General features: G+C 69.4%; 22 protein-coding genes. 14 read left to right on the plus strand and 8 right to left on the minus strand.

Going from position 1 to position 20762, the window contains the following annotated elements; genetic code table 11:
* The first annotated feature begins 220 nt into the window (after positions 1–220).
* Entirely contained in the window at positions 221–895 is a 675-nt protein-coding gene (locus tag OG574_RS41870) for a TetR/AcrR family transcriptional regulator (RefSeq protein WP_326777471.1), read from the plus strand.
* Between the two features lie 173 nt (positions 896–1068).
* Positions 1069–2676: an MDR family MFS transporter gene (locus tag OG574_RS41875; protein WP_326777472.1), complete on the plus strand. Its 1608-nt coding sequence runs from the start codon at positions 1069–1071 to the stop codon at positions 2674–2676.
* Between the two features lie 144 nt (positions 2677–2820).
* Here the strand turns inward: OG574_RS41875 and OG574_RS41880 are convergent, their stop codons facing one another.
* A complete protein-coding gene (locus OG574_RS41880; RefSeq protein WP_326777473.1) occupies positions 2821–3285 on the minus strand; it encodes a pyridoxamine 5'-phosphate oxidase family protein in 465 nt (154 codons plus the stop codon).
* A gap of 220 nt (positions 3286–3505) precedes the next feature.
* On the opposite strand from OG574_RS41880, the gene OG574_RS41885 reads away from it, so the two are divergent.
* The gene (locus tag OG574_RS41885; protein ID WP_326777474.1) at positions 3506–4441 is read left to right on the plus strand and encodes an SDR family oxidoreductase; all 936 of its coding nucleotides are present in this window, start codon (positions 3506–3508) and stop codon (positions 4439–4441) included.
* Positions 4442–4484: 43 nt separating this feature from the next.
* On the opposite strand, the gene OG574_RS41890 is transcribed toward OG574_RS41885, so the two are convergent.
* The gene (locus tag OG574_RS41890; RefSeq protein WP_100594626.1) at positions 4485–4703 is read right to left on the minus strand and encodes a hypothetical protein; all 219 of its coding nucleotides are present in this window, start codon (positions 4701–4703) and stop codon (positions 4485–4487) included.
* A 209-nt stretch (positions 4704–4912) separates the two neighbouring features.
* Here OG574_RS41890 and OG574_RS41895 point away from each other — a divergent pair, with 209 nt between their 5' ends.
* The 5 genes from OG574_RS41895 to OG574_RS41915 all read left to right on the plus strand — a co-directional run bounded on the left by OG574_RS41895 (position 4913) and on the right by OG574_RS41915 (position 9767).
* The gene (locus OG574_RS41895; protein ID WP_326777475.1) at positions 4913–6088 is read left to right on the plus strand and encodes a hypothetical protein; all 1176 of its coding nucleotides are present in this window, start codon (positions 4913–4915) and stop codon (positions 6086–6088) included.
* A gap of 466 nt (positions 6089–6554) precedes the next feature.
* Positions 6555–7082: a DUF5709 domain-containing protein gene (locus OG574_RS41900; protein ID WP_398378989.1), complete on the plus strand. Its 528-nt coding sequence runs from the start codon at positions 6555–6557 to the stop codon at positions 7080–7082.
* Positions 7083–7158: 76 nt separating this feature from the next.
* Complete coding sequence (locus OG574_RS41905; RefSeq protein WP_326777477.1) at positions 7159–8199, plus strand: Dyp-type peroxidase; 1041 nt, start codon at positions 7159–7161, stop codon at positions 8197–8199.
* On the plus strand, positions 8196–8993 hold the full coding sequence (locus OG574_RS41910; protein ID WP_326777478.1) for a family 1 encapsulin nanocompartment shell protein: 798 nt from the start codon (positions 8196–8198) through the stop codon (positions 8991–8993). Before OG574_RS41905 ends, OG574_RS41910 begins: the two co-directional genes overlap by 4 nt.
* A 117-nt stretch (positions 8994–9110) precedes the next feature.
* Positions 9111–9767, plus strand: coding sequence for an HAD family hydrolase (locus OG574_RS41915; RefSeq protein ID WP_326777479.1), 657 nt, complete (start codon positions 9111–9113; stop codon positions 9765–9767).
* Between the two features lie 28 nt (positions 9768–9795).
* On the opposite strand, the gene pspAB is transcribed toward OG574_RS41915, so the two are convergent.
* The gene (gene pspAB / locus OG574_RS41920) at positions 9796–10386 is read right to left on the minus strand and encodes a PspA-associated protein PspAB (protein ID WP_326777480.1); all 591 of its coding nucleotides are present in this window, start codon (positions 10384–10386) and stop codon (positions 9796–9798) included.
* A 17-nt stretch (positions 10387–10403) separates the two neighbouring features.
* The gene (gene htpX / locus OG574_RS41925) at positions 10404–11330 is read right to left on the minus strand and encodes a zinc metalloprotease HtpX (RefSeq protein WP_267893705.1); all 927 of its coding nucleotides are present in this window, start codon (positions 11328–11330) and stop codon (positions 10404–10406) included.
* A gap of 200 nt (positions 11331–11530) precedes the next feature.
* On the opposite strand from htpX, the gene OG574_RS41930 reads away from it, so the two are divergent.
* Positions 11531–12037 (plus strand): NUDIX hydrolase, encoded by a 507-nt coding sequence (locus OG574_RS41930; protein ID WP_326777481.1) that lies wholly within the window; start codon positions 11531–11533, stop codon positions 12035–12037.
* Positions 12038–12045: 8 nt separating this feature from the next.
* Here OG574_RS41930 and OG574_RS41935 read toward each other — a convergent pair whose 3' ends face one another.
* Positions 12046–13188 carry an ROK family protein gene (locus OG574_RS41935; protein WP_326777482.1) on the minus strand — a complete coding sequence of 381 codons (1143 nt, stop codon included), beginning with the start codon at positions 13186–13188 and terminating at the stop codon, positions 12046–12048.
* Here OG574_RS41935 and OG574_RS41940 point away from each other — a divergent pair.
* The 5 genes from OG574_RS41940 (at position 13085) to OG574_RS41960 (ending at position 18569) form a co-directional block, all read left to right on the plus strand.
* A complete protein-coding gene (locus tag OG574_RS41940; protein ID WP_326777483.1) occupies positions 13085–14428 on the plus strand; it encodes an ABC transporter substrate-binding protein in 1344 nt (447 codons plus the stop codon). The genes OG574_RS41935 and OG574_RS41940 overlap by 104 nt on opposite strands.
* Positions 14429–14679: 251 nt before the next feature.
* Positions 14680–15852 (plus strand): RNA-guided endonuclease InsQ/TnpB family protein, encoded by a 1173-nt coding sequence (locus OG574_RS41945; RefSeq protein ID WP_326777484.1) that lies wholly within the window; start codon positions 14680–14682, stop codon positions 15850–15852.
* Positions 15853–16009: 157 nt separating this feature from the next.
* Positions 16010–17215, plus strand: a complete 1206-nt coding sequence (locus OG574_RS41950; RefSeq protein ID WP_326777485.1) for a Gfo/Idh/MocA family protein — start codon at positions 16010–16012, stop codon at positions 17213–17215.
* Between the two features lie 107 nt (positions 17216–17322).
* Positions 17323–17958: an LAETG motif-containing sortase-dependent surface protein gene (locus tag OG574_RS41955; protein WP_326777486.1), complete on the plus strand. Its 636-nt coding sequence runs from the start codon at positions 17323–17325 to the stop codon at positions 17956–17958.
* Positions 17959–18002: 44 nt separating this feature from the next.
* Positions 18003–18569, plus strand: coding sequence for a 2'-5' RNA ligase family protein (locus OG574_RS41960; protein WP_234374382.1), 567 nt, complete (start codon positions 18003–18005; stop codon positions 18567–18569).
* A 4-nt stretch (positions 18570–18573) separates the two neighbouring features.
* Here OG574_RS41960 and OG574_RS41965 read toward each other — a convergent pair whose 3' ends face one another.
* From OG574_RS41965 to OG574_RS41975, 3 genes are all read right to left on the minus strand, one after another.
* Positions 18574–18882, minus strand: coding sequence for a zinc-ribbon domain-containing protein (locus OG574_RS41965; protein WP_326777487.1), 309 nt, complete (start codon positions 18880–18882; stop codon positions 18574–18576).
* Positions 18883–18979: 97 nt separating this feature from the next.
* Entirely contained in the window at positions 18980–19351 is a 372-nt protein-coding gene (locus OG574_RS41970; protein WP_326777488.1) for a hypothetical protein, read from the minus strand.
* Between the two features lie 79 nt (positions 19352–19430).
* The gene (locus OG574_RS41975) at positions 19431–20750 is read right to left on the minus strand and encodes an RNA-guided endonuclease InsQ/TnpB family protein (RefSeq protein WP_326777489.1); all 1320 of its coding nucleotides are present in this window, start codon (positions 20748–20750) and stop codon (positions 19431–19433) included.
* Positions 20751–20762 lie beyond the last annotated feature (12 nt).

Here is a 20762-nt window from a genome sequence, read left to right on the forward strand (position 1 = left end):
GTCTCCCGGCGAACAGTGGCTTTTCGCATTTCACCTGAAATGACGCTTAAGGAGCCTATCTCGGATGAATGCCTCTGCCCATGTCAGTGCCCATGTCAGCGCCTGAGCCGGTGTTCAAGCCGGTGCCTGCGTCGCTGACGTGACCACGGGTGTCGAGGGTCCATGGGCCCTAGGTGCAGTGCGCGCAAAGATTGCAGTGTGTGCAAGAATCTTTGGCGTGATGACATCAGGCACCGCGACGTCGGCGGTCCGCGAGCAGGCGCCGGCCGAGGGGCTGCGCGCCCGGCGACGGCGCCAGACCCGGGCCGAACTGCACGCCGCCACGGTCCGCCTGGCCCGTGAACACGGCCTCGAACACGTCACGGTCGAGATGATCAGCAAGGAGGCCGGCGTCTCCCCGCGGACCTTCTTCAACTACTTCCGCACCAAAGAGACCGCGCTCTTCGCCTGGCCCGGTGGCCTGACGGAGGCCGAGGCGGAGCAGTTCGTCTCCGCGCCCGGCCGCGACCCGGACGCCGTGCTGCGGGACCTGGGCGAGGTGTTCGCCACGCACGTGGACGAGATGGCGCCCGGCGCCGGAGCGTTCGAGGACGTCTTCGCCATCGTCGAGAAGGTGCCCTCGGCACTCGGTGCGTTCCTCGCCGAGTGCGACGCGCTCGAACGGGATCTCGCCGGCGCCATCGCCCGCCGCACCGGAGACGCCCCCGACGGGCAGACCGTCGCTCTTCTCGCGGGGATCGCCATGACCGCCGTACGCAACGGCCTCATGCGATGGGCCCGCGACAAGCAGCACCCCGACGGACCCGCGGCCTCGGTGCGCGACTCGTTCACCGCCCTGCGCGGCCTCCTCTCCCCGGCGGACTTCCCACACGCCACCACCGACCGGGAGGCCTGAGGCGCGGCTCCGAAGCGCGACCCGGCTGCCGCCCCCACGGCACCGGTGCGCGCACTCCCCGCGCAGGGCCCCCACACGACTCCCCACCCGAGCCCCGAAGACTCCCCAGCCTCCCCGGGCGGCGACCGCTCGCGCGCCGCGCACCCCATCCCTTCACGTACGGAGACCTGAGCATGACCCACGCCCCCGCACCGGCGGGCTCCGATCCCGCCCCTGAGGACGGCATAGCCAAGCCGCACAACTTCGGGCTGATCTTCGGCGCGCTGATGCTGACGATGCTGCTCGGCGCGCTCGACCAGACCATCGTCAGCACCGCCCTGCCGACCATCGTCGGCGAGCTCAACGGCATCGAGCACATGGCGTGGATCACCACCGCGTACATCCTCGCCGCCACCATCGGCATGCCGGTCTACGGCAAGCTCGGCGACCTCATGGGCCGCAAGAACATCTTCCTCGCGGGCATCGCGCTCTTCCTGGTCGGCTCCGTGGTCTGCGGGCTCGCCCAGAACATGGGCACCCTCGTCGCCGGCCGCGCCCTCCAGGGCCTGGGTGGCGGCGGCCTCATGATCACCTCGCAGGCGATCATCGCCGACCTCGTTCCGCCCCGGGAGCGCGCCAAGTACATGGCCCCCATGGGTGCCGTGTTCGGTCTTTCCTCGGTCGTCGGGCCGCTGCTCGGCGGCTGGTTCACCGACGAGCACTCGTGGCGCTGGGCGTTCTGGGTCAATCTTCCGCTCGGCATCCTCGCCTTCTTCGTCGCGGCCGTCGCGATCAAGCTGCCGCGGAAGGCCGTCAAGGTCACTCTCGACTACCTCGGTACCGCCCTGATGGCCGCCGCCGTCACCTGCACCGTGCTGTTCGCCAGCTGGGGCGGCACGCAGTACGCGTGGTCCGACCCGCTGGTCATCGGGCTCGGCGTCGGCGCGGTCGTCGCCTGGGTGCTGTTCTTCGTCGCCGAGAAGCGGGCCGCCGAGCCCGTCATCCCGCTGCACCTCTTCCGCAGCCCGATCTTCAACGTCGCCACGCTGCTCGGCATGATCGTCATCGGCCTCGGCATGTTCGCGATCGTCGGCTACATGCCCACGTATCTGCAGATGGTCTACGGCAAGACGGCCACCGAGTCGGGGCTGCTGCTCATCCCGATGGTCGTCGGCATCATGGCCACGGCGCTGCCGTCCGGCGCGATCATGAGCAAGACCGGCCGCTACAAGGTCTATCCGATCGTCGGCACGGTCATCATCATGCTCGTCGCGTTCCTGATGTCCCGCCTCGACGTGAGCGACCCGGTCTGGCAGGTCTGCCTGTACGTCGGACTCGCGGGCGCCGGTGTCGGCCTGATGATGCAGACGCTCGTACTCGCCGTGCAGAACGACTTCCCGGGCGCCGAGGTCGGCACCGCCACCTCCGCGAACAACTTCTTCCGTGAGATCGGCGCGACGCTGGGCACCGCCGTCGTCGGCGCGGTCTTCGCCAGCCGCCTCACCGACCAGCTCGCCACGCGCCTGCCCGTGGACGCCGCCTCGAAGGTCGGCGACAGCGACTCACTGACGCCCGCGCTCGTACGAGCCCTGCCGGCCGACCTGCGCGCCACGGTCGTCTCCTCGTACCAGGAGGCACTCGTGCCGATCTTCCTGTACCTGGTGCCCGTCTTCGCGGTCGGTCTCGTCCTCGCCTTCGTGCTGAAGGAGAAGCCGCTCGCCGACAACGAGGACTGGCATGCCGAGAACGAGACGGCGCGGCCGGGCGGTGAGGAGAAGGAGTTGGAGCCTGCCGTCGGTTGAGTCGGTCGGTCGGGTCAGCCGGCTGCTTGTGTGGCGCTGGGCGCGCCCGTCGGAGGGGTCTTCGGCGGGCGCGTTCTGTGTTTTTCGGCCTCGGGGGTGCGGTGAGTGGCGGTGCTCTTCAACTCGTGCGGCGGTGCAGGTGGTTCAGCCCTCGATCCACGCGCCCTCCCGCATCAGCTCCCTGCCCGCCAGCTCGTTGGCCTCCCGCCAGGCCTGGACCCGCTGCGGCGTGACCCGGAAATAGAGGTACTCCGAGGTCAGCCCGCGCGGGTCGAACCCTGTCTTCGCCGCGAACGCGTCACCGACGTCGTCCGGGAGCTCCGTGGCCGTCAGCGTCTGTGCCGTGCCCTCGATCATGACTACGTCACGCGTCGGCCCGATGCCGAGCCTGGCCCGCCCCGCGGACCGCAGATTGCGTCCCGTGGGACTGGCCGCCGGGGTGGCGAGCAGCAGCGTCGAACCGTCCCACAGGAACGACAGCGGCACGAGATAGGGCGTCGCGCCTTCCCCGTCCGACGTGTCCGCCGTGGCCACCCATACGTCCTCGTCGCGTTCGAGCCGGTCGAGGGTGTCCTGCTTGCGCTGTTTCGCGGTCCGGGCGGGTGGCATCGGCGTCTCCCTGTCGCATCGGGCGGGTTCCCTGGTCACTGTTATGACACGGGTCGGCCCTGGAATGTGACCGATGGGCGAGAACGCGCTTCTCGTTCCGGGCGTCGTCATCGCCGTCATCCGCTCAGGAATGGCGACACTCGGTGTCCTGATTTCGGGCCATGCTCGAACCGGGGACGGGCCACGACGGCCTGTCCGGCAGCAGCGAGGAGGCGGCTTCATGACGCAGGAACCCGGGACCGGAAGCGCCCGGCTGGACGGCAAGGTCGCCCTCGTGGCGGGTGCGACCCGCGGCGCGGGACGGGGCATCGCCGTGGAACTCGGCGCGGCCGGCGCCACGGTGTACGTGACCGGGCGCACCACGCGGGCCCGGCGCTCCGAGTACGACCGGCCGGAGACCATCGAGGACACGGCCGACCTGGTGACCGCGGCCGGCGGACGCGGTATCGCCGTGCCCACCGACCACCTGGAGTCCGCCCAGGTCAAGACCCTCGTCGACCGCATCGCCGACGAACAGGGTCGGCTCGACGTGCTGGTCAACGACATCTGGGGCGGCGAGAACCTCTTCGCCTGGGACACCCCGGTCTGGGAGCACGACCTCGACGACGGGCTTCGGCTGCTCCGCCTCGCCGTCGAGACACACGCCATCACCAGTCACTACGCGCTGCCGCTCCTGCTCCGCAGCCCCGGCGGTCTCGTGGTCGAGGTGACCGACGGCACGGCTGAATACAACCGCGACAACTATCGCGTCTCCTTCTTCTACGACCTCGCCAAGAGCTCCGTCCTGCGCATGGGCTTCGCCCTCGGGCAGGAGCTGGGTCCACGGGGCGCCACAGCCCTCGCCCTCACCCCGGGCTGGCTCCGCTCGGAGATCATGCTCGGGCACTACGGCGTCACCGAGGACAACTGGCGCGACGCCCTGGAACGGACACCGCACTTCGGCATCTCCGAGACCCCGTTCTACGTCGGCCGGGCCGTCGCCGCGCTCGCCGCCGACCCCGAAGTGGCCCGCTGGAACGGGCAGTCGACGTCCAGTGGGGCACTTGCCCAGGTGTACGGGTTCACCGACATCGACGGGAGCCGGCCCGACGCCTGGCGCTATCTCGTCGAGGTGCAGGATCCGGGCAAGCCGGCTGATGCGGGCTCTTACCGCTGACGCTGTGGGGGCTGGGGCTGGGGCTGAGGGCTCGGCGGTTGGTCTAGATCTGTGCCGGCCACACCTGCGTGCCGCCACCCCGCCACTCGACCAGCTCGGGGTCGTCCAGCCGCGCGTCCTCCAGGCCCGCGCGCCGCAGGAACTCGAGCACGTCCTCCTGCCCGGTGGCCAGCCCGGCGTCCTCGCCGCGGATCGTCACCCGGCGCCCGCCGGGCTGAGTGGCGTGCACGACTACAGGGGGAAATCCTTCAGGTTCGTCCATAGTCCTCAGCTTCCGTGAGGTGAATCGGCTCCGCACCCGGACGGGGTCCCGGCGGCGGACGCGTGGCGTTCTCGTTCCGCCAACAATGACGGAACGCGTGCGCGTGCGGCAGCCACTTCCCGATTACGTCCAAATCGCCCTGTATGAGCACCAGTCGAGCTGCTCCTGCCGGTCACGCGCGGCACAGAAGGACCAGTTACGGTGCTGTAGTGGTGACCACTCAGCAGGACAACGGGGAACAGACAGTGACCGGGACCGCGCTGCTCCTTGCGGCCGCCCCGGCGAACAAGAGCTGCCTCATCGACGCGACTTCCGTACTGCCCGCGCTCGCGGCCGTACCGCCCAGTGCCCTGACCGGCACCACCGCCGCGACCGTCGTCGAACTCGCCGATCCCGTCGATCCGCAGACTGTCCTCACCCGCATCCGTACGGCGGTCGCCGCGCCCGGGCCTCTCGCCCTGTTCGTGACCGGGCAGCTTCATCTGGATCAGCGCCAGCGTCTGCTTCATCTCGCCCTGGCCCGTACCACTCCGTCGACCCTGCGGTACACCTCCCTGCCCTGGCACTGGCTCACCGGCGAACTCGCGTTGCGGCGGCCCGACACCACCACGGTTGTCCTTGACCTGGTGGCCGATGGGGATGCCTGGGAGCAGGTGCGGGGCGGGGGGTTCGGTGTGGGGGTGGGTGTTCGTTTGTTCGGGCGGGTCTCGCCTCCGCCTCCGCGTCGTTCCACCGCCGTGCCCGGATATCTCAAGACCTACGCCTCGATATGGCGCAACGGGCACCGTCCGCCGCTTGCGCATCTTCATGCTCAGGCGGCTGGGGAGGCCGGTCCGGATGGTGCCCTGTTCCTCGCGGTCGATGGTGGGCCGGGGCCTGTTCCGGCGGCTCCCCGCCCGCCTGTGCCGGCCGCTCGGCAGGAGGAGGTACCTGTCGTCGAGCCTCGCCCTGATGCCGATCCGCACCCGGCGATCCTCGCCGCCGCGCAGTCCGGGCGGCACGGTGAGGCCGCTGCCCTCGCCGCGATGTGGGAGAGCACTGCTCTGCGTACCCATGGTGCGGGGTCGCCGGAGGCACTCCACTGGCTCGAGGTGCGTGCCGATCTTGCGCGGCTCGCTCAGGATCCTGGGCGCAGTTGCGAACTGTGGACAGCTGCGGCCGAGGCTCGGCTTGCGCGCGGGCAGGCGGTGGGCTCGGAGGATGTCGAGGCTGCCGTCGATCGCGCTCATCACCAGTGGGAGCAGCTTGGTGATCCGGCGCAGGCCCGTGCGCTTGCGGCCTCTCTTACGCGGTTGCGGCGTGCGGTTCCCGGGCGGCGGCCCGGTGCGCTCGAGGCCATTGGCCGGCGGATCTCGGCACTGGAGGGTGTGGCTGTGACGCCGTGACGGAAGGGTGGGTGGTGAGGTCCGGTGCGTTAGCTGGTGCGGGGCGTCTTCGGGCGGTGTGTTGCCGGGTGCGGGGCCGCGGGGGCATGGACGTGCTCGCTGTTCCACGGGTTTTCGCAGGTTGGCCAATTGCCGGTCCCTGTCTCGTGCGGGCATCCGCCTGGCTTTGTGTGCCGGGGCGGTCCGTGACGTAGTTCATAGGGCCGGTTGCGGGGTGGGGAATTCCCCGGGGTGGTTCTTCGTTAAACTAGACGTGGACGCGGATGGAGCTGTGTCCCCGGGCCTCATCTCATTTGCCTGCAAGGACGATCGTTCGGCTGATGCCTTGTGGAGCCCCCGCCGAGAGGCGACCGCCATCCGCGACCACTCAGACCGCCCCGGCCGTGATCCCCCGTCACGGTCGGGGCACTTCCGTTTCCGGGCCGTCCGTCCTTCCGCAGGACGTGCCGCCCCCTCGCCGCCCACAATGGAGACAGAGGCCACCGCTGAAGGAGGCGACGTGGACATCGACGATCAAGGGCGGGGAGACGACGTCTACCAGCCCGACGGGTCCGAGGTCCAGGACGACGAAGGGCTCCTCGACCAGGAGGACACCCTGCTCGGCGGCGGCGTCACCGATCCGCTCGACCAGGGCTATTCGCCGCCCGAGCGGCCCTGGGGGGTCGAGCACACCGGTGTCACCTGCACGGAGCAGCGGCTCGGCGAGACGCTGGACGAGCGTCTGTCCGAGGAGGTCCCCGATCTGGTGGTTCCTGATGACGACGGTATGGGCGACACGTGGGACACCGATGGCGAGTCGCTCGACGACGAGGTGGGGGCCGAGCGCTCCGGTCGGCTCGTGGCGCCCGACGAAGGCGTGCGCAAGAACGAGGAGGGCGAGCTGTTCGCCGAGGACGTCGGGATCGACGGCGCGGCCGCGTCCGCAGAGGAGGCTGCCATGCATCTCGTGGAGGACGTCCGCAGAGGGCGTGATCCACGGCGGGTCACCGACTGACCGTGCGGGAGAGGTGAGCCCGGCTTAGGGTGACGGAAGTCAGCCGACCGCATCGTGCACCCCTGCGGGAGAGTCAGTGACGCAAACGCAGCCTGTCATGGCGCCGCACTCGACAGCGGCCCTTTTTCTCGTGGTGACCACGGCACCTGGCGCCGAACCCCGCGTACGCGACCAGCTCGGTGGTTTGAACGGGCTGCTCCGCTCGGTCTCGTTCCGCTCTCCCGACTCGTTTCTGTCGTGCACCGTCGGGATCGGGTCTGTTGTCTGGGATCGGTTGTTCGGCGGGCCGCGGCCTGTTGGGCTGCATCCCTTTCGTGAGCTGAACGGCGATCGGCATCGGGCCGTCGCCACTCCGGGGGATCTGCTCTTTCATGTGCGGGCGCGGCGCATGGACCTCTGTTTTGAGCTGGCCGGCCACATCGTCGGTCAGCTCGGCGACGCCGTGACCGTTGCGGACGAGGTGCACGGCTTCAACTACTTCGACGACCGGGACCTGCTCGGGTTCGTCGACGGCAGCGAGAATCCGACCGGTGACGCGGCGCGCGCTGCCGTGTTCATCGGCGACGAGGACGCCCCGTTCGCGGGCGGCAGTTACGTCGTGGTGCAGAAGTACCTGCATGACATGACTGCCTGGAACGCTCTGTCGACGGAGGAGCAGGAGAAGGTCATCGGCCGTTCGAAGGCCGACAACATCGAGATGTCCGACGAGACCAAGCCCGCCGACTCCCACGTCGCCCTCAACACCATTACCGAGGACGGCGAGGAACGGAAGATCTTCCGCAAGAACATGCCGTTCGGCACCCTGGGGCGCGGCGAGTTCGGGACGTACTTCATCGGGTACGCGCGGACCCCCGCGGTCACCGAGCAGATGCTCGAGAACATGTTCATCGGCAGCCCGCCCGGCAACACCGACCGGATCCTCGACTTCTCCACCGCCGTCACGGGAAACCTGTTCTTCGTCCCCACCGCAGACTTCCTCGACAACCTGCCGGACCCGCCCGCCCTGCCGGACGCCGCACGCGAACTTCCCCTCCCTGCCGCGTCACCGCAGCCCGTCGTCGCCCCGCCCGACGGCTCGTTGGGCATCGGCGGCCTCAAAGGAGCCCCCGCGTCATGAACAACCTGCACCGCGAACTCGCCCCCATCAGCGAAGCCGCCTGGGCGGAGATCGAGCAAGAGGCCGGCCGGACCTTCCAGCGTCATGTCGCGGGACGCCGCGTCCTCGACGTCACCGGCCCCGACGGGCTCGAACTCGCCGCCGTCGGCACCGGGCATCTGCGGTCCGTCACGCCGCCCGCCCCGGGAGTCATGGCACGCCTGCGCGAGGCCCAGCCGCTTGTCGAACTGCGCGTTCCCTTCACCGTCAGCCGCGAGGCCGTGGACGATGTCGCGCGCGGCTCCAACGACTCCGACTGGCAGCCGGTCAAGGACGCGGCCCGCACCATGGCCTTCGCCGAGGACCAGGCCATCTTCGACGGCTACGCCGCGGCCCGGATCGAAGGTGTCCGCGAGCGCACGTCCAACCCCGTCCTGAGTCTGCCGGCCGAGCCTCGCGACTACCCCGACACCATCGCGAGGGCCCTCAGTGCCCTGCGCCTCGCCGGCGTCGACGGCCCGTACTCGCTGCTGCTCGGCGCGGAGGCGTACACGGCGGTCAGTGAGACCACCGACCACGGCTTCCCCGTGGCCGGCCACATCGCCCGCCTCCTCGACGGTGATCTGATCTGGGCACCCGCGATCAACGGCGCGTTCGTCCTGACCACCCGCGGCGGCGACTACGAACTCCGCATCGGCCAGGACCTGTCCATCGGCTACACCTCGCACGACGCGACCGGCGTCGAGCTGTACTTCCAGGAGACGTTGACGTTCCTGATGTACACGGACGAGGCCGTTGTCGCTCTGCGGGCGTGACGGCTGGGATTCATTGACGGGGTGTGCCGGGGCGGTTAGGAAGACCGGATGAGTCGACCTACCGTTTGCGGGCCCGAAGGGCCTCTGCGCGCCGGACCCGCTGTATCCGAACTGCCTGTGCGTGCCGTTCTCTTCGACTTCTCCGGCACCCTGTTCCAGATCGGCACATACGCCGACAGGATCAGGGCCGTGCTGGGGCCCGTCGACGGCCCGGTGATGGACGCCATCCTCGACGGACTCGAAGCCGGCCTCACCGACCCGGACGTGGTCGCAGCGCAGCTCGGCAGGGACGTGTCCGCGAAGGCCCACCGGCACGCCTTCACCACCTGGTACGCGTCGGCTCCGCAGCTGGCTCCGGTCGCGGACGCGCTGTACGAGCAGCTGCGCGAGCCCGAACACTGGGTGCCGTACGCCGATGTGGAGGCGACCCTTGTCCGGCTTGCCGGCAGGGGGATTCCGTTGGGCGTCGTCAGTGACGTCGGCTGGGATCTGCGAGCGACCTTCGCCCGGCGCGGGCTCGACGGCTTCTTCTCCAGCTGGGTGCACTCCTATGAGCACGCCACCGAGAAGCCGGATCCGGTGCTCTTCCAGCTGGCCTGCGACGAACTGGGCGTCTCGCCCGCCGAGGCCCTGATGGTGGGCGATCACCCGGCCAAGGACGGCGGGGCCGTCGCCGCGGGGCTGCGCGCCTACGTCCTGCCCTCCGGGGCGGCCCCCGGGGCTCGACGCGGGCTCGACGCCGTGCTCCGGCTCATGGAGGCGGAACGCGTTTAGGGAGCGGGCCTTTCTCCTGGGTGCGGCGTCAGGGGCCGGTCTCTTCCAGGCCGGGTGCGCCCCACACCGGGAACCAGCGTTCCAGGTCCGGCTCTATACGGAGGTCGTCGCCGACCACCGCGCGTACGCGCAGTTCCAGGGCGTTGTCGCGCTTCTCGCCCGGGAGCGGTGCGAAGGGGTAGAACGTGCCCCGCTTGTAGAGGTAGACGAGCGCCAGTGAGTGGCCCTCCGCGTTGTGGAATCCGGCCAGGGAGCAGAGGAGTTGGGGGCCGAAGCCGTTGCCTTCGAGTGTGGCGTTCACCGCGTGGAGATCGCCGACCAGTGCCGGGAGATCCGAGGGGGCGCGTTGGGAGAGCAGCCATGTGTAGCCGTATGCGTCCCGGCTGAACTCCGTCGCCACGGCCCGCTCCGCATCGGCGTTCAGGAGCGCCCCCACGTCCTGGCGGATCGTGTCGAAGGCCGTCCCCTCCACGGTCGTGAAGCACACCGAGCCCAGGCCGGTCGGGGTGAACCCGGCCGCCGCCTCAAGGGTGACCGCGGCCGACGGCAGGCCGAAGAGCCGGTCGAGGTCCGGTGGGGCGGGCCTGGTGCGCCCGAGCAGGATGTCCAGGAAACCCATGTGGATCCCTTCGGGGCTCAGGCCGGGCGGCCGAGGTCGGCGGAGATCGCCGCCAGCTGGTCGAGGCGCTGTTCGAGCGAGGGGTGCGTGGAGAAGAGACGGGGGAGCGGGGCGGTCTTCGACAGCGCCGGGATGAAGTAGAACGCGTTGAACGCGCGGGCCGTCCGCAGGTCCTTGTTCGGGATGCGGGCGATGTCCCCGTCGAGCTTGGTCAGCGCGGACGCCAGCGCGGACGGCCTGCCCGTGAGCAGCGCCGCGGCCCGGTCGGCGGCCAGCTCCCGGTACCGGGACAGCGCCCGGATGAGGACGAAGCTGATCGCGTAGACGGCGGCCGAGACGCCCACCACCACCGCGAGGACGACCAGCGTGTTCTGGTCGGTCCTGCGGCGGCCGCCGAGCAGCTCGGAGTAGAACGCGAAGCGCACGACGATGCCGGCGATCACTCCGAGGAACGACGCCACGGTGATCACGGCGACGTCGCGGTGCGCGACGTGGGACAGCTCGTGCGCGAGGACACCCTCCAGCTCGTCGGGTTCGAGGCGGCGCAGCAGGCCCGTGGTGACGCACAGCACCGCGTGATCGGCGTTGCGGCCGGTGGCGAAGGCGTTCGGAAGGTCGGTGCCGGCGATGGCCACCTGCGGTTTCGGCATGTCGGCGGTCGCGCACAGCCGGTCGACGACGCCGTGCAGCTGGGGCTGCTCCTCACGGGTCACGATCCGGCCGTGCATGGCGTACAGGGCGATCCGGTCGGAGAACCAGTACTGCGACGCGAGGAGTCCCGCGGCGAGCACGACGACCAGGAGCGTCGACTTGAGCAGGACCAGGAGCGCGCCGATGAACGCCACGTACAGCAGGCCCAGCAGGAACACGGTGACCAGCATGCGCACGGTCAGCTGCCGGTCGGCCTTGAACCGGCTCCCTCCGGCCTTCAGAGTGCTTGTCACAGCCGTCACCGCCTTCGCTCCGCGGTGCGCGCCGCCGTACGGGCCGCTCACGCGGAGCGGGACCGGCGGTGCGCTCACCTTCCACGATGCCACTTACCGGGGCTCTTCCGACCAGTAGCGCACGGACCCTGTCAGTTCCCTGTCAGTCCCGGCTCCCGCCGTCCTGCCGGGTCGCGTAGGTGTCCTTCTAGAGTGGCGCCATGCCGCCGCGCGAGCAGTACGAAGGGACCGCCGTGTCACTTGCCCTACCCGTGATGAAGCAGGGCGAGGTGTGGACGGTGGGTGCCTTGATCCTCAATGCGCAGGGGCAGGCTTTCGCGCAGAGGCGAAGCCCCGACCGGCGCCTCTTTCCCGACACGTGGGACATCGTCGGTGGCCATGTCGAGCCGGGCGAGAGTCTCCTCGGCGCGCTGGCCCGCGAGATCGACGAGGAGACGGGCTGGCGCCTGCGGCGGGTGGATGCGTTCCTCGGTGTCTCCACCTGGACCGGCGACGACGGTGGCGGCCGACGGCACGAGGCCGACTGGGTCGTCGAGGTCGACGGGGATCTGGACCACCCCGCCCTGGAGTGGTCCAAGCACTCCGCGTACGGCTGGTTCGGTGCTGCCGACCTGGACCGGCTCAAGGAGAACCGTGGGCCGGGCGAGTTCCTGGTCCACGATCTGATCGCCGGCGTCCTGCTCGGCCCGGCCCGAGGCTCCCGCTAGCGCGCCGGTCACCCCTCGTTCGTCCCCAGTACCAGTACCTGGATGGCCAGGACCGCGGCGCCGCGGGCCCACTCGTGGAAGTCGGAGACCTTTGTTTCCAGGTGGACGGGGTCCGCCTGGGGATGGCGGTTGGCGAGGATCGTTTCGTGGACCACGCCGCCCGCTACGTCGGCCAGGCCCACCCCCTCGCCCGCCAGCAGGATCTTCTCCGGCATCGCGAAGTTGGCGATCTGTGCGACCAGGGTGCCCAGGGCCCGGGCCGCCTCGTCGATCACGCGGGAGCAGAGCGGGTCGCCGGAGGCGGCGCCGGAGGCGGCGCCGGCCAGGATCTCCTCGTACGTCACGTCCCGGCCGGTGGCCGCGCGGACCTGGTAGCAGATGCTGGGAATGGTCAACAGGGCCATGGCGCTGCCCCGTTCGCCCTCCGGGGTGAGCGGGCCGTTGGCGTTGATGATCCAGCGCTTGCCGACGCCGTGGCCGTCCTCGCCGGTGCGGACCAGGCGTCCGCCGAGCACGAGGCCGTAGCCGATGCCCGCCCCGATGGTGAGGACCGCGAACCGGTCGAGGCCGCGGCCCGCGCCGAACCAGGCCTCGGCCTCGATCAGCGCCGCCACGTCGCTGTCGACGACGACGGGCAGCCCCGTGCGCTCCTCGACCATCCCGGCGAGGGGCACCTCCTCCCAGCCGAGGAACGCGTTCGCGACGACGGTCGCCCGGTGTCTGACGTTGCCGCCCACGCCGATGCCGACTCCGGCGAGGCGGGGGAAGTTCTCCTGGAAACCGGTGGTCATCCGGTGCAGGAGATCCGCGATCTCCTGCGGATCGTGCGTGTCCAGGGGCTCGGAGCGGCGGGCGACGATCTCGCTCCTGAGGGTGGTGACCACCCCGTAGACCGCGTCACCCGTGATCTTGAACCCGGCGAAGCTCTGTGACCCGGCCACGATGTCGAGCGGCTGCGAGGGGCGTCCCTGGCGCAGGGATGCCGCCGTCGTGGCCTCCTCGACCAGCAGGCCCGACTCTATGAGCGGCTTCGTCAGGCGGAACCTGATGCGACTGCGTGCCTTGACCGCCCTCGCGGGGGCACTCGCCCTCTCACTGGTGTCCGGCTGTTCGGCGGGATCCTCCTCCGGCTCCGCCTCGCACACCGTCACGTACTGGCTGTGGGACTCCAACCAGCTGCCCGCGTACGAGGCCTGCGCCAAGGACTTCGAGAAGGAGAACCCTGGCCTCGACGTACGGATCACGCAGATGGGGTGGAACGACTACTGGACCAAGCTCACCGCGAGCTTCGTCGCGGGCACCCAGCCCGATGTGTTCACCGATCACATCCAGAAGTTCGCCCAGTTCGCCGACCTGGAGGTGCTCGCGCCCCTCGACAGGCTCCCGCACACGAGGAGCATCAAGGACGCGGACTACCAGCCCGGGCTCGCCGCAGCCTGGGTCGGCCAGGACGGACACCGCTACGGCGCACCCAAGGACTGGGACACCGTAGCCCTCTTCTACAACAAGAAGATGACGCGCGAGGCCGGACTGACCGCCGGCCAGCTGAACAACCTCACCTGGAACCCCGAGGACGGCGGAACCTTCGAGAAGGCCATCGCGCACCTGACCGTCGACAGGAACGGCGTGCGTGGTGACGAGAAGGGCTTCGACAAGAACCACGTCAAGGTCTACGGCCTCGCCACGAACGACGCGGGCGACGGCGACGGCCAGACCCAGTGGAGCGCGTTCGCCGCGTCCATGGGCTGGCGCTACACCGACCAGCCGGCCTGGGGCACCCACTACAACTATGACGACAAAAGGTTCAAGGCCGCGATCGACTGGTACTTCGGTCTCGCCAAGAAGGGCTACCTCCCGCCCCAGAAGGACTTCTCCCAGACCAACGGCCCCGATGTGCAGTTCGGTTCGGGCACGGCGGCGACCTCGCTCAACGGCTCGTGGATGATCAAGACGTACTACGGGTTCAAGGGCATCGAGACCGGCACCGCCGTCACCCCGGTCGGCCCGAGCGGCCGGCGCGCCACCATGATGAACGGCCTCGCCGACTCCGTCACCAAGAACGCGCGCAACAAGCCGGGCGCCGAGAAGTGGGTGGCCTACCTCGCCTCCCACGCCTGCCAGCGGACGGTCGGCGAGCACGGGATCGTGTTCCCGGCCACCAAGGACGGCACGGCGGCGGCCGTGGCCGCGTACAAGAAGGACGGCATCGACGTCACGGCGTTCACCAAGCCGGTCGCCGACAAGACGACCTTCTCCTTCCCGATCACCAACTACGCGGCGGACGTGTACGCGTTGATGCGGCCCACCATGCAGGACATCTACGCCAACGACGCGCCCGTCGGCGACCTCGACCGCACCAACAGCCAGATCAACCTCCTGCTCTCCCAGTGAAGTTCAGCGGATTCTTGCGAGGAACCCTGGGCGTTCCCGCCCGGGAGGAATCGCATCCACGGGGTGTGACGCGGAGCGTCGCCGTGATGTGCCGCAGGCCATCACGGCCGCGCAGCGGCCGGGAGGCGTTCCGGCGGAGCCGGGATTTTTCGGCCTTGAGCGCGGTGAGGGTCGGGGCGGGTTTCGCTCGTTCGGGTGAGGTGAGGCGAACGTGTGGTGGGTCTTCGTCCAGGTGTATAGGTTCGCTGATCGTGAAGCTGGTGGTGCGGGTGAAGGTGCTGCCGACGCCCCTACAGGCGGCGGCACTTGAGGCGACCCTGCACGCCTGCAACGAGGCCGCCACGTGGGCCGCGTCCGTCGCATTCGAGAACGAGGCGCGACGCCCGCTGGAGCTCCGCAAGCACACCTATGCCGAGATCCGGGAGAGGTGGGGGCTGGGCGCGCAGGCCGCCCAGCACGCCATCAAGAAGACCTGCGACGCCTACACCACCTTGAAGGCGAACCTGCGTAACGGCCGCTACGGACGGCCCGGGACCAAGCGGCACACTCGCGCCTCGGGCAAGCCGGTCGTCTTCCGGCCCCAGGCCGCCCAGCCTTACGACGACCGGATGCTGTCCTGGCAGCACCAGGCACGCACGGTATCGATCTGGACCACCGCAGGCCGCCTCAAGGGTGTGGCCTTCACGGGGCAGGCCGAGCAGCTGGAGGTTCTGGCTGCGCACCGCCAGGGTGAGTCCGACCTGCTGTTCCGGGACGGGAAGTGGTTCCTGATCGCGACCTGCGAGATCCCCGAGGGGGATCTGAACACTCATCCGGTCGGGTTCCTCGGGGTGGACCTGGGGATCGTGAACATCGCGGTCACCTCCGATGGCGAGCGCCACTGCGGTCGCCGGATCAACCGCAAGCGGGAACGGGATCGCAAGCTGCGTTCCAAGCTGCAGAAGAAGCAGACCAAGTCCGCCAAGCGGCGGGCGAAGAAGTACGCGGGCAAGGAAGCCCGGCGGAACAAGGACATCAACCACAAGATTTCGAAGCGGATCGTGGCGGAGGCTGAACGCACCGGTCGCGGGATCTCCCTGGAGACACTCACGGGCATTCGCGAGCGGGCACGGCTGAGAAAGCCCCAACGCACCACGCTCCACTCCTGGCCATTCGCCCAGCTCGGCTCCTTCATCGCCTACAAGGCGAAGCGGGCCGGGGTGCCGGTCGTCTACGTCGACCCGGCCTACACCAGCCAGGAATGCTCCCTGTGCCATCACACCGAACGCGGAAACCGGCCCGCCCAGGCCGTCTTCGCGTGCCGGGTCTGCGGCTTCGTTGATCACGCAGACCACAACGCGTCCCACAACATCGCCCACCGCGGGTGGTACGTGTGGGTCTGCGGGGCTCAGTCAATGGCCCCTGAACTCACCCTCATCGCGTGAGAACTGGACGCAGCCGAACCCATCACAGCCAGTGATGACTCGAGCAGCAAGCCCGGTCGTTTCACGACCGGGCAGTTGACGGAAGTGGAGGAGCGTGCAGTGAAGTTCCGTGAAGTTCTTTGACGTTCAGTGAAGTTCAGTCTGTGAAGGGATCCTCATGACGTTCTCCATCGGCATCGTCGGCGCCGGGCAGTTCTCCGGGCAGTTCGCCAAACTGTTCCGCGCCCACCCGAGTGTCGGCGACATCCACGTCACGGACCTGCTGCCGGAGCGCGCCGAACAGCTCGTCGCCGCCGAGCGGCTCACCGGCACCTTCCCCTCGTTCGACGCCATGCTGGAGTCCGACGCGGTCGACGCCGTGGCGGTCTTCACCCAGCGCTGGACCCACGGCCCGCTCGTCCTGAAGGCGCTGCGCGCCGGGAAGCACGTGTACTCGGCGGTGCCGATGGCGATCACCGAGGACGAGATCGCCGCGATCATCGACGCCGTGCGCGACACGGGGCTGACGTACATGATGGGCGAGACCAGCCAGTACAACCCGGCGACGGTGCACGCCCGCAACCAGATCGCCGACGGTGCCTTCGGGCGGCTCTTCTACGCCGAGGGCGACTATGTCCACGACATGGACCTCGGTTTCTACGACGCCTACCGGTACAGCGGCGGCGACGACTGGAAGGCCACCGCCAGCTATCCGCCCCTGCTCTACCCGACGCACTCCGTCGGCGGCGTGCTCGGCGCCTGGCAGACCCACGCCGTGAGCGTCTCCGCGATCGGTGTGCCCGACGAGCGCGGTGACGGGGTCTTCGACAAGGAGGTCAGCCAGTTCGGCAACGACCTGTCGAACGCGACGGCGCTCTTCGAGGTCGCGGGCGGCGGCTCGTTCCGTACGAACGAGTTCCGCAGGGTCGGCTATCCGTCGCACATCCGGGAATCGCGGTTCAGGTTCTTCGGCACGGACGCCAGCATGGAGCAGCTGGCCACGGTCAGCTTCTGGCAGGACAAAAAGGGGGTCCAGGACATCTCGGAGCTCCTGCAGCCCAAGCCGACCCTGCCGGCCGACGATCCCTCGCTCCAGCACATCGCGCCCGCGCTCAGGGACGCGTTCACCTCCGGTTCGGCGCCCGTGCACGACCGCGCCCGGTTGCCCCGGGAGTTCGACCACATGCCCAACGGCCACGAGGGAAGCCATCACTTCCTCGTCGACGACTTCGTCACCGCCGTCGCCACGAGGACTCTGCCGTCGGTGAACGCGTGGGTCGCCGCCCGCTACACCCTGCCCGGCATCGTCGCTCACGAGTCGGCGCTTCGAGGGGGTGCACGTCTGGACATCCCGGACTTCGGGGACGCTCCCAACTCCCTCTGAACCAGGGGTGCGCGAGATTAGGGGGAGGCGGTTGCGAGCCCCTGGTGCGTCAGGAGTAGGGTGCGCGCACTGTCAAACGGGGCGAACACATCGCGGAGGAAAATTCTGTGGTAGAGAACAAGAAGACGTGGCGGGCATCGGGCGCCCTCATAGCGGCCGCCACGGCAGGTGCGTTCGGCGTGGGGCTCTTCGCGAGCCCGGCGCAGGCGCACACCCCCGTGTGGGAGGTGACCTGCTCCCAGGTCAGCCTCGACCTGACCAACTACGGGTCGCGGTCCGACAACACGGTGACGGTCACGGTGGACGGAAAGGACCTGCTGCCCACCGAGAAGTTCCAGAACGACTTCCACAAGAAGCTGGAGCTGCCCGAGCACAGCAAGGAACTCACGGTCCGCCTGGTCGTGAAGGCCAGCGACGGTGACCAGTACTCGCGCGACGAGGAGAAGACGGCCCCGGTGTGCGAGGGCAGCACGCCCAAGCCGTCGGACACGCCGAAGCCGACGCCGACGCCGACGAAGCCCGCCGACTCGGCGACTCCGACGCCGAGCGAGAAGCCCAGCACGGCGACCAGCTCCGCTGCCGCGGTGCCCTCGTCCAAGCCGAGCTCCGACTCGGGTGACCTCGCCGAGACGGGCTCGTCCAGCGCCACGCCGCTCATCGCCGGGGCAGCCGCCGTGGTGATCGTCGCGGGTGGCGGCCTCGTGTGGGCGACGCGCAAGCGCCGCAGCGCCGCTCAGGGCTGAGAAGATGTGCGGGGGCGGGCCGATCCTGGTCCGCCCCCGCACGCATGTCCGAGCACGGAGGTGAGGTGGCCATGACGGCCGTCGGCGAGGGGCGCGCCCCGGAGGACCGGAGCGCTCTGGTCATCACCCTGCCCATGGCGAACCCGCTGCTCGAAGCGGCGGCGGAGGTCAACCCCGCGCTGGTGAGAAAGGGCCTGCCCGCCCATGTCTCGCTGCTCTACCCGTTCCTGCCCGCGGCGGAGCTGACGGCAGACGTCGACGCCGGGGTGCGCGACCTCGCGGCATCGCTGCCGGCGGTCGAGACGGATCTCAAGGACTTCGTGGTGGCGCCGCGCTTCGTCGCCGTGCCCGTGCCCGCGCTGCAGGCCGTGGCTGATGCGTTCTGCGCACGCTGGCCGCACATCGCGCCGTACGGCGGCCGGTTCGGGGAGCGTCCCGAGCCGCATGTCACGCTGGCGACGGGGGCCACGGACGAGGAGGCGGAGCTCGTGCGGGACCGGGTGCGGCCGCTGCTCCCGCTGCGCGTGGCGGCCTGGCGGGTCGATCTGGTGGTCCGTACCGACCGGGACTGGCGGCTGCGCCTCACGGCGCCGTTCGCCGCCAGCCCCTGAACGACTACTGCTGGTACGGGTTCTGGCCGAGCGGCTGGCCCGGCTGCTGCTGGCCCTGGGCCGGGTAACCGGCGGGCGCGGCGGCCTGCGCGAGCAGCGCCTCCGCCTGCTCCTTGGCGAGGTGGTGCTCGATCCCGCAGAACGTGCACTGCGAGCGGTACTTGGTCGAGATGGGGAACAGCGGCACGAAGAACAGCGTGAACTTCGTGACGTACTTGCGCAGCGCGTGCGCCGCGGGATTCCCGCAATTGCCACAGACGAACGTGAGCATCGCGAGCTGGTACAGATATCCCCGCGTACCGAAAATGATCATTGTTGGCCCCTCCCGACCGGCGGCCCGCCGGCACATGAGCGGCGGTATGGCGCCATCGTAAAGGGAGCATGCCGAGGCCGGTCGGGCGCAGTGGTCCTCAGGAGGCGTCGAGGTCCAGGGCCTTCGCCATCGCCTCCATCGCGGCCACCTGGTCCCTGATGGGAACCTCCGCCAGATTGAGGTCACCCCACTGGATCTCGTCCGCACCCAGCTCCACGCACCGCTCACGTTCCTCACGCGCGCCGTCGACCAGTGTGGCCACCGGGTCGGGTGTGTCCTGGGAGACCGCGAGGATCCGGATCACCACGGGACCGGCACCGCCGGCTTCCCGGTACCAGCCGATCTGGGTACGGGCGGTGTCCCAGTCCTGGGGGAACGCCACGGTGACGAACCCCGCGCCGAGCCGGGCCGCCCGCTCCACGGCAGAACGCGCGCCCGCCCCGATGACCAGGGAGAGCGGGCCGTTCACCGGCTTGGGCCCGACGGTCGACAGCGGGATCCGTTGAAGTGCTCTCCTCCCTTCGCAGGCTCAGGAAGGAGATTCCTGCTTACCTTGCGGCAGCGGGCTTGACGCCACGGGTGCGCCTGACGACTGCCCTCCCGGCAGCCGGGATCGCCACGAGGCCGATCCGGTACAGGTGCAAGACGTTCCGGGCCGCGTTCCAGTCGGCATTCGCCGACCATCCGCAGTCCGGGTTCTTGCATACGAACGTGGCCTGGTCTTCCCGGCTGCCGGGCGTGATGAATCCGCACGCGGAGCAGCGCAGGGAGGTGTTCGGGGCGGGAACCTTGACCAGGGTGCCACCGTTGCGGGCAGTTTTGTACGTCAGCATCGTCACGGTGCGACCCCACGCCTCCTGGCTGATGGAACGGTTCAGGCCGGACTTCTGCGCGACGTTCCTCCCCGGGTTCTCGATGGTTCCCTTGGCGGACTTGACCATGTTCGTGATCTGCAACTGCTCCACCACGACCGTGCCGTACTGCTCGGCGATGGCGGTGGTGGTCTTGTGCTGCCAGTCGATTGCTCGGCGCGTGGCTCTTGCGCGGAGCTGCTTGATCTGGTCGTAGGTGGCGTGCAGCCGGTTGGAGCTGCGCTCTTTCGGCTTGCGGAAGGACTTGCGGTGCGCGGCGCGCTGTTCCAGGCGGAGCAGTTTGGCTTTCTCGTCCGGGTTCAGCCACTTGTCCCGGTCGGCGGTGCCGTCCGGGAGCCGGGGCGGCCGTCCGTGGTCCTGGTGGCTGCCGTCGGACAGCGCGAGGGGCAGGTTCACCCCGGCGTCGATGCCGACCTCCAGTCCGGTGTGCGGTTCGGGCTTGACCTCAAGAGTCTGGACGCGGAAGGCGATGTGCCAGCCGAGTCCGTCTTTGACCAGCCGTGCCCCGGTGATCCGGTTCTCCTTGTTGGCGTGCTTGCCGACCGGGAGATCCTTGGTCCAGCGGAAGCGGACGCGGCCCACCTTGGGGATGTTGACCATGCCCCACCGGCGGTGCACCCGCTTGATCTGCAAGTCCCGGCCCTGCGGGATGTCCACCGACAATGCCGTGCGGAAGCGGGCCTTGAAGTTCGGCTCGTCCGCACGCCCGTCCCAGCAGTTCCGCCACGCCTGGAAGTACGTCTTGAGGACCGCCTGCGCGGCCTGCGCGGGCAGCACCGCGTACCAGTCGATCTCCTTGCGGGCCTGCCGCAGCGTCTGATCCATGCGGGTCGCAGAGCGCTGACACTTCGGCGTCATCCGCCACAGGTCGTGGAGCTGATTCCACATCGCGCGTGCCGCGTGCGCCTGGTCATCCATGAGCCGGACCTGTGCAGGCGTCAGCCCCAGCCGGGCGCGATGCCCCAACTGCCGCTTCTCCCACACGAGTTCGCCCATGACAATCACCCT

Origin of the sequence: Streptomyces sp. NBC_01445 (genome assembly GCF_035918235.1) — a bacterium.
Classification (GTDB): domain Bacteria; phylum Actinomycetota; class Actinomycetes; order Streptomycetales; family Streptomycetaceae; genus Streptomyces.

Coding starts and splice junctions, on each gene's coding strand:
- OG574_RS41870 (WP_326777471.1), top strand. CDS start 221: ATGACATCAGGCACCGCGACGTCGGCGGTCCGCGAGCAGGCGCCGGCC.
- OG574_RS41875 (WP_326777472.1), top strand. CDS start 1,069: ATGACCCACGCCCCCGCACCGGCGGGCTCCGATCCCGCCCCTGAGGAC.
- OG574_RS41880 (WP_326777473.1), bottom strand. CDS start 3,285: ATGCCACCCGCCCGGACCGCGAAACAGCGCAAGCAGGACACCCTCGAC.
- OG574_RS41885 (WP_326777474.1), top strand. CDS start 3,506: ATGACGCAGGAACCCGGGACCGGAAGCGCCCGGCTGGACGGCAAGGTC.
- OG574_RS41890 (WP_100594626.1), bottom strand. CDS start 4,703: ATGGACGAACCTGAAGGATTTCCCCCTGTAGTCGTGCACGCCACTCAG.
- OG574_RS41900 (WP_398378989.1), top strand. CDS start 6,555: ATGGAGACAGAGGCCACCGCTGAAGGAGGCGACGTGGACATCGACGAT.
- OG574_RS41910 (WP_326777478.1), top strand. CDS start 8,196: ATGAACAACCTGCACCGCGAACTCGCCCCCATCAGCGAAGCCGCCTGG.
- pspAB (WP_326777480.1), bottom strand. CDS start 10,386: ATGGGTTTCCTGGACATCCTGCTCGGGCGCACCAGGCCCGCCCCACCG.
- OG574_RS41930 (WP_326777481.1), top strand. CDS start 11,531: ATGCCGCCGCGCGAGCAGTACGAAGGGACCGCCGTGTCACTTGCCCTA.
- OG574_RS41940 (WP_326777483.1), top strand. CDS start 13,085: ATGCGACTGCGTGCCTTGACCGCCCTCGCGGGGGCACTCGCCCTCTCA.
- OG574_RS41950 (WP_326777485.1), top strand. CDS start 16,010: ATGACGTTCTCCATCGGCATCGTCGGCGCCGGGCAGTTCTCCGGGCAG.
- OG574_RS41960 (WP_234374382.1), top strand. CDS start 18,003: ATGTCCGAGCACGGAGGTGAGGTGGCCATGACGGCCGTCGGCGAGGGG.
- OG574_RS41965 (WP_326777487.1), bottom strand. CDS start 18,882: ATGATCATTTTCGGTACGCGGGGATATCTGTACCAGCTCGCGATGCTC.
- OG574_RS41975 (WP_326777489.1), bottom strand. CDS start 20,750: ATGGGCGAACTCGTGTGGGAGAAGCGGCAGTTGGGGCATCGCGCCCGG.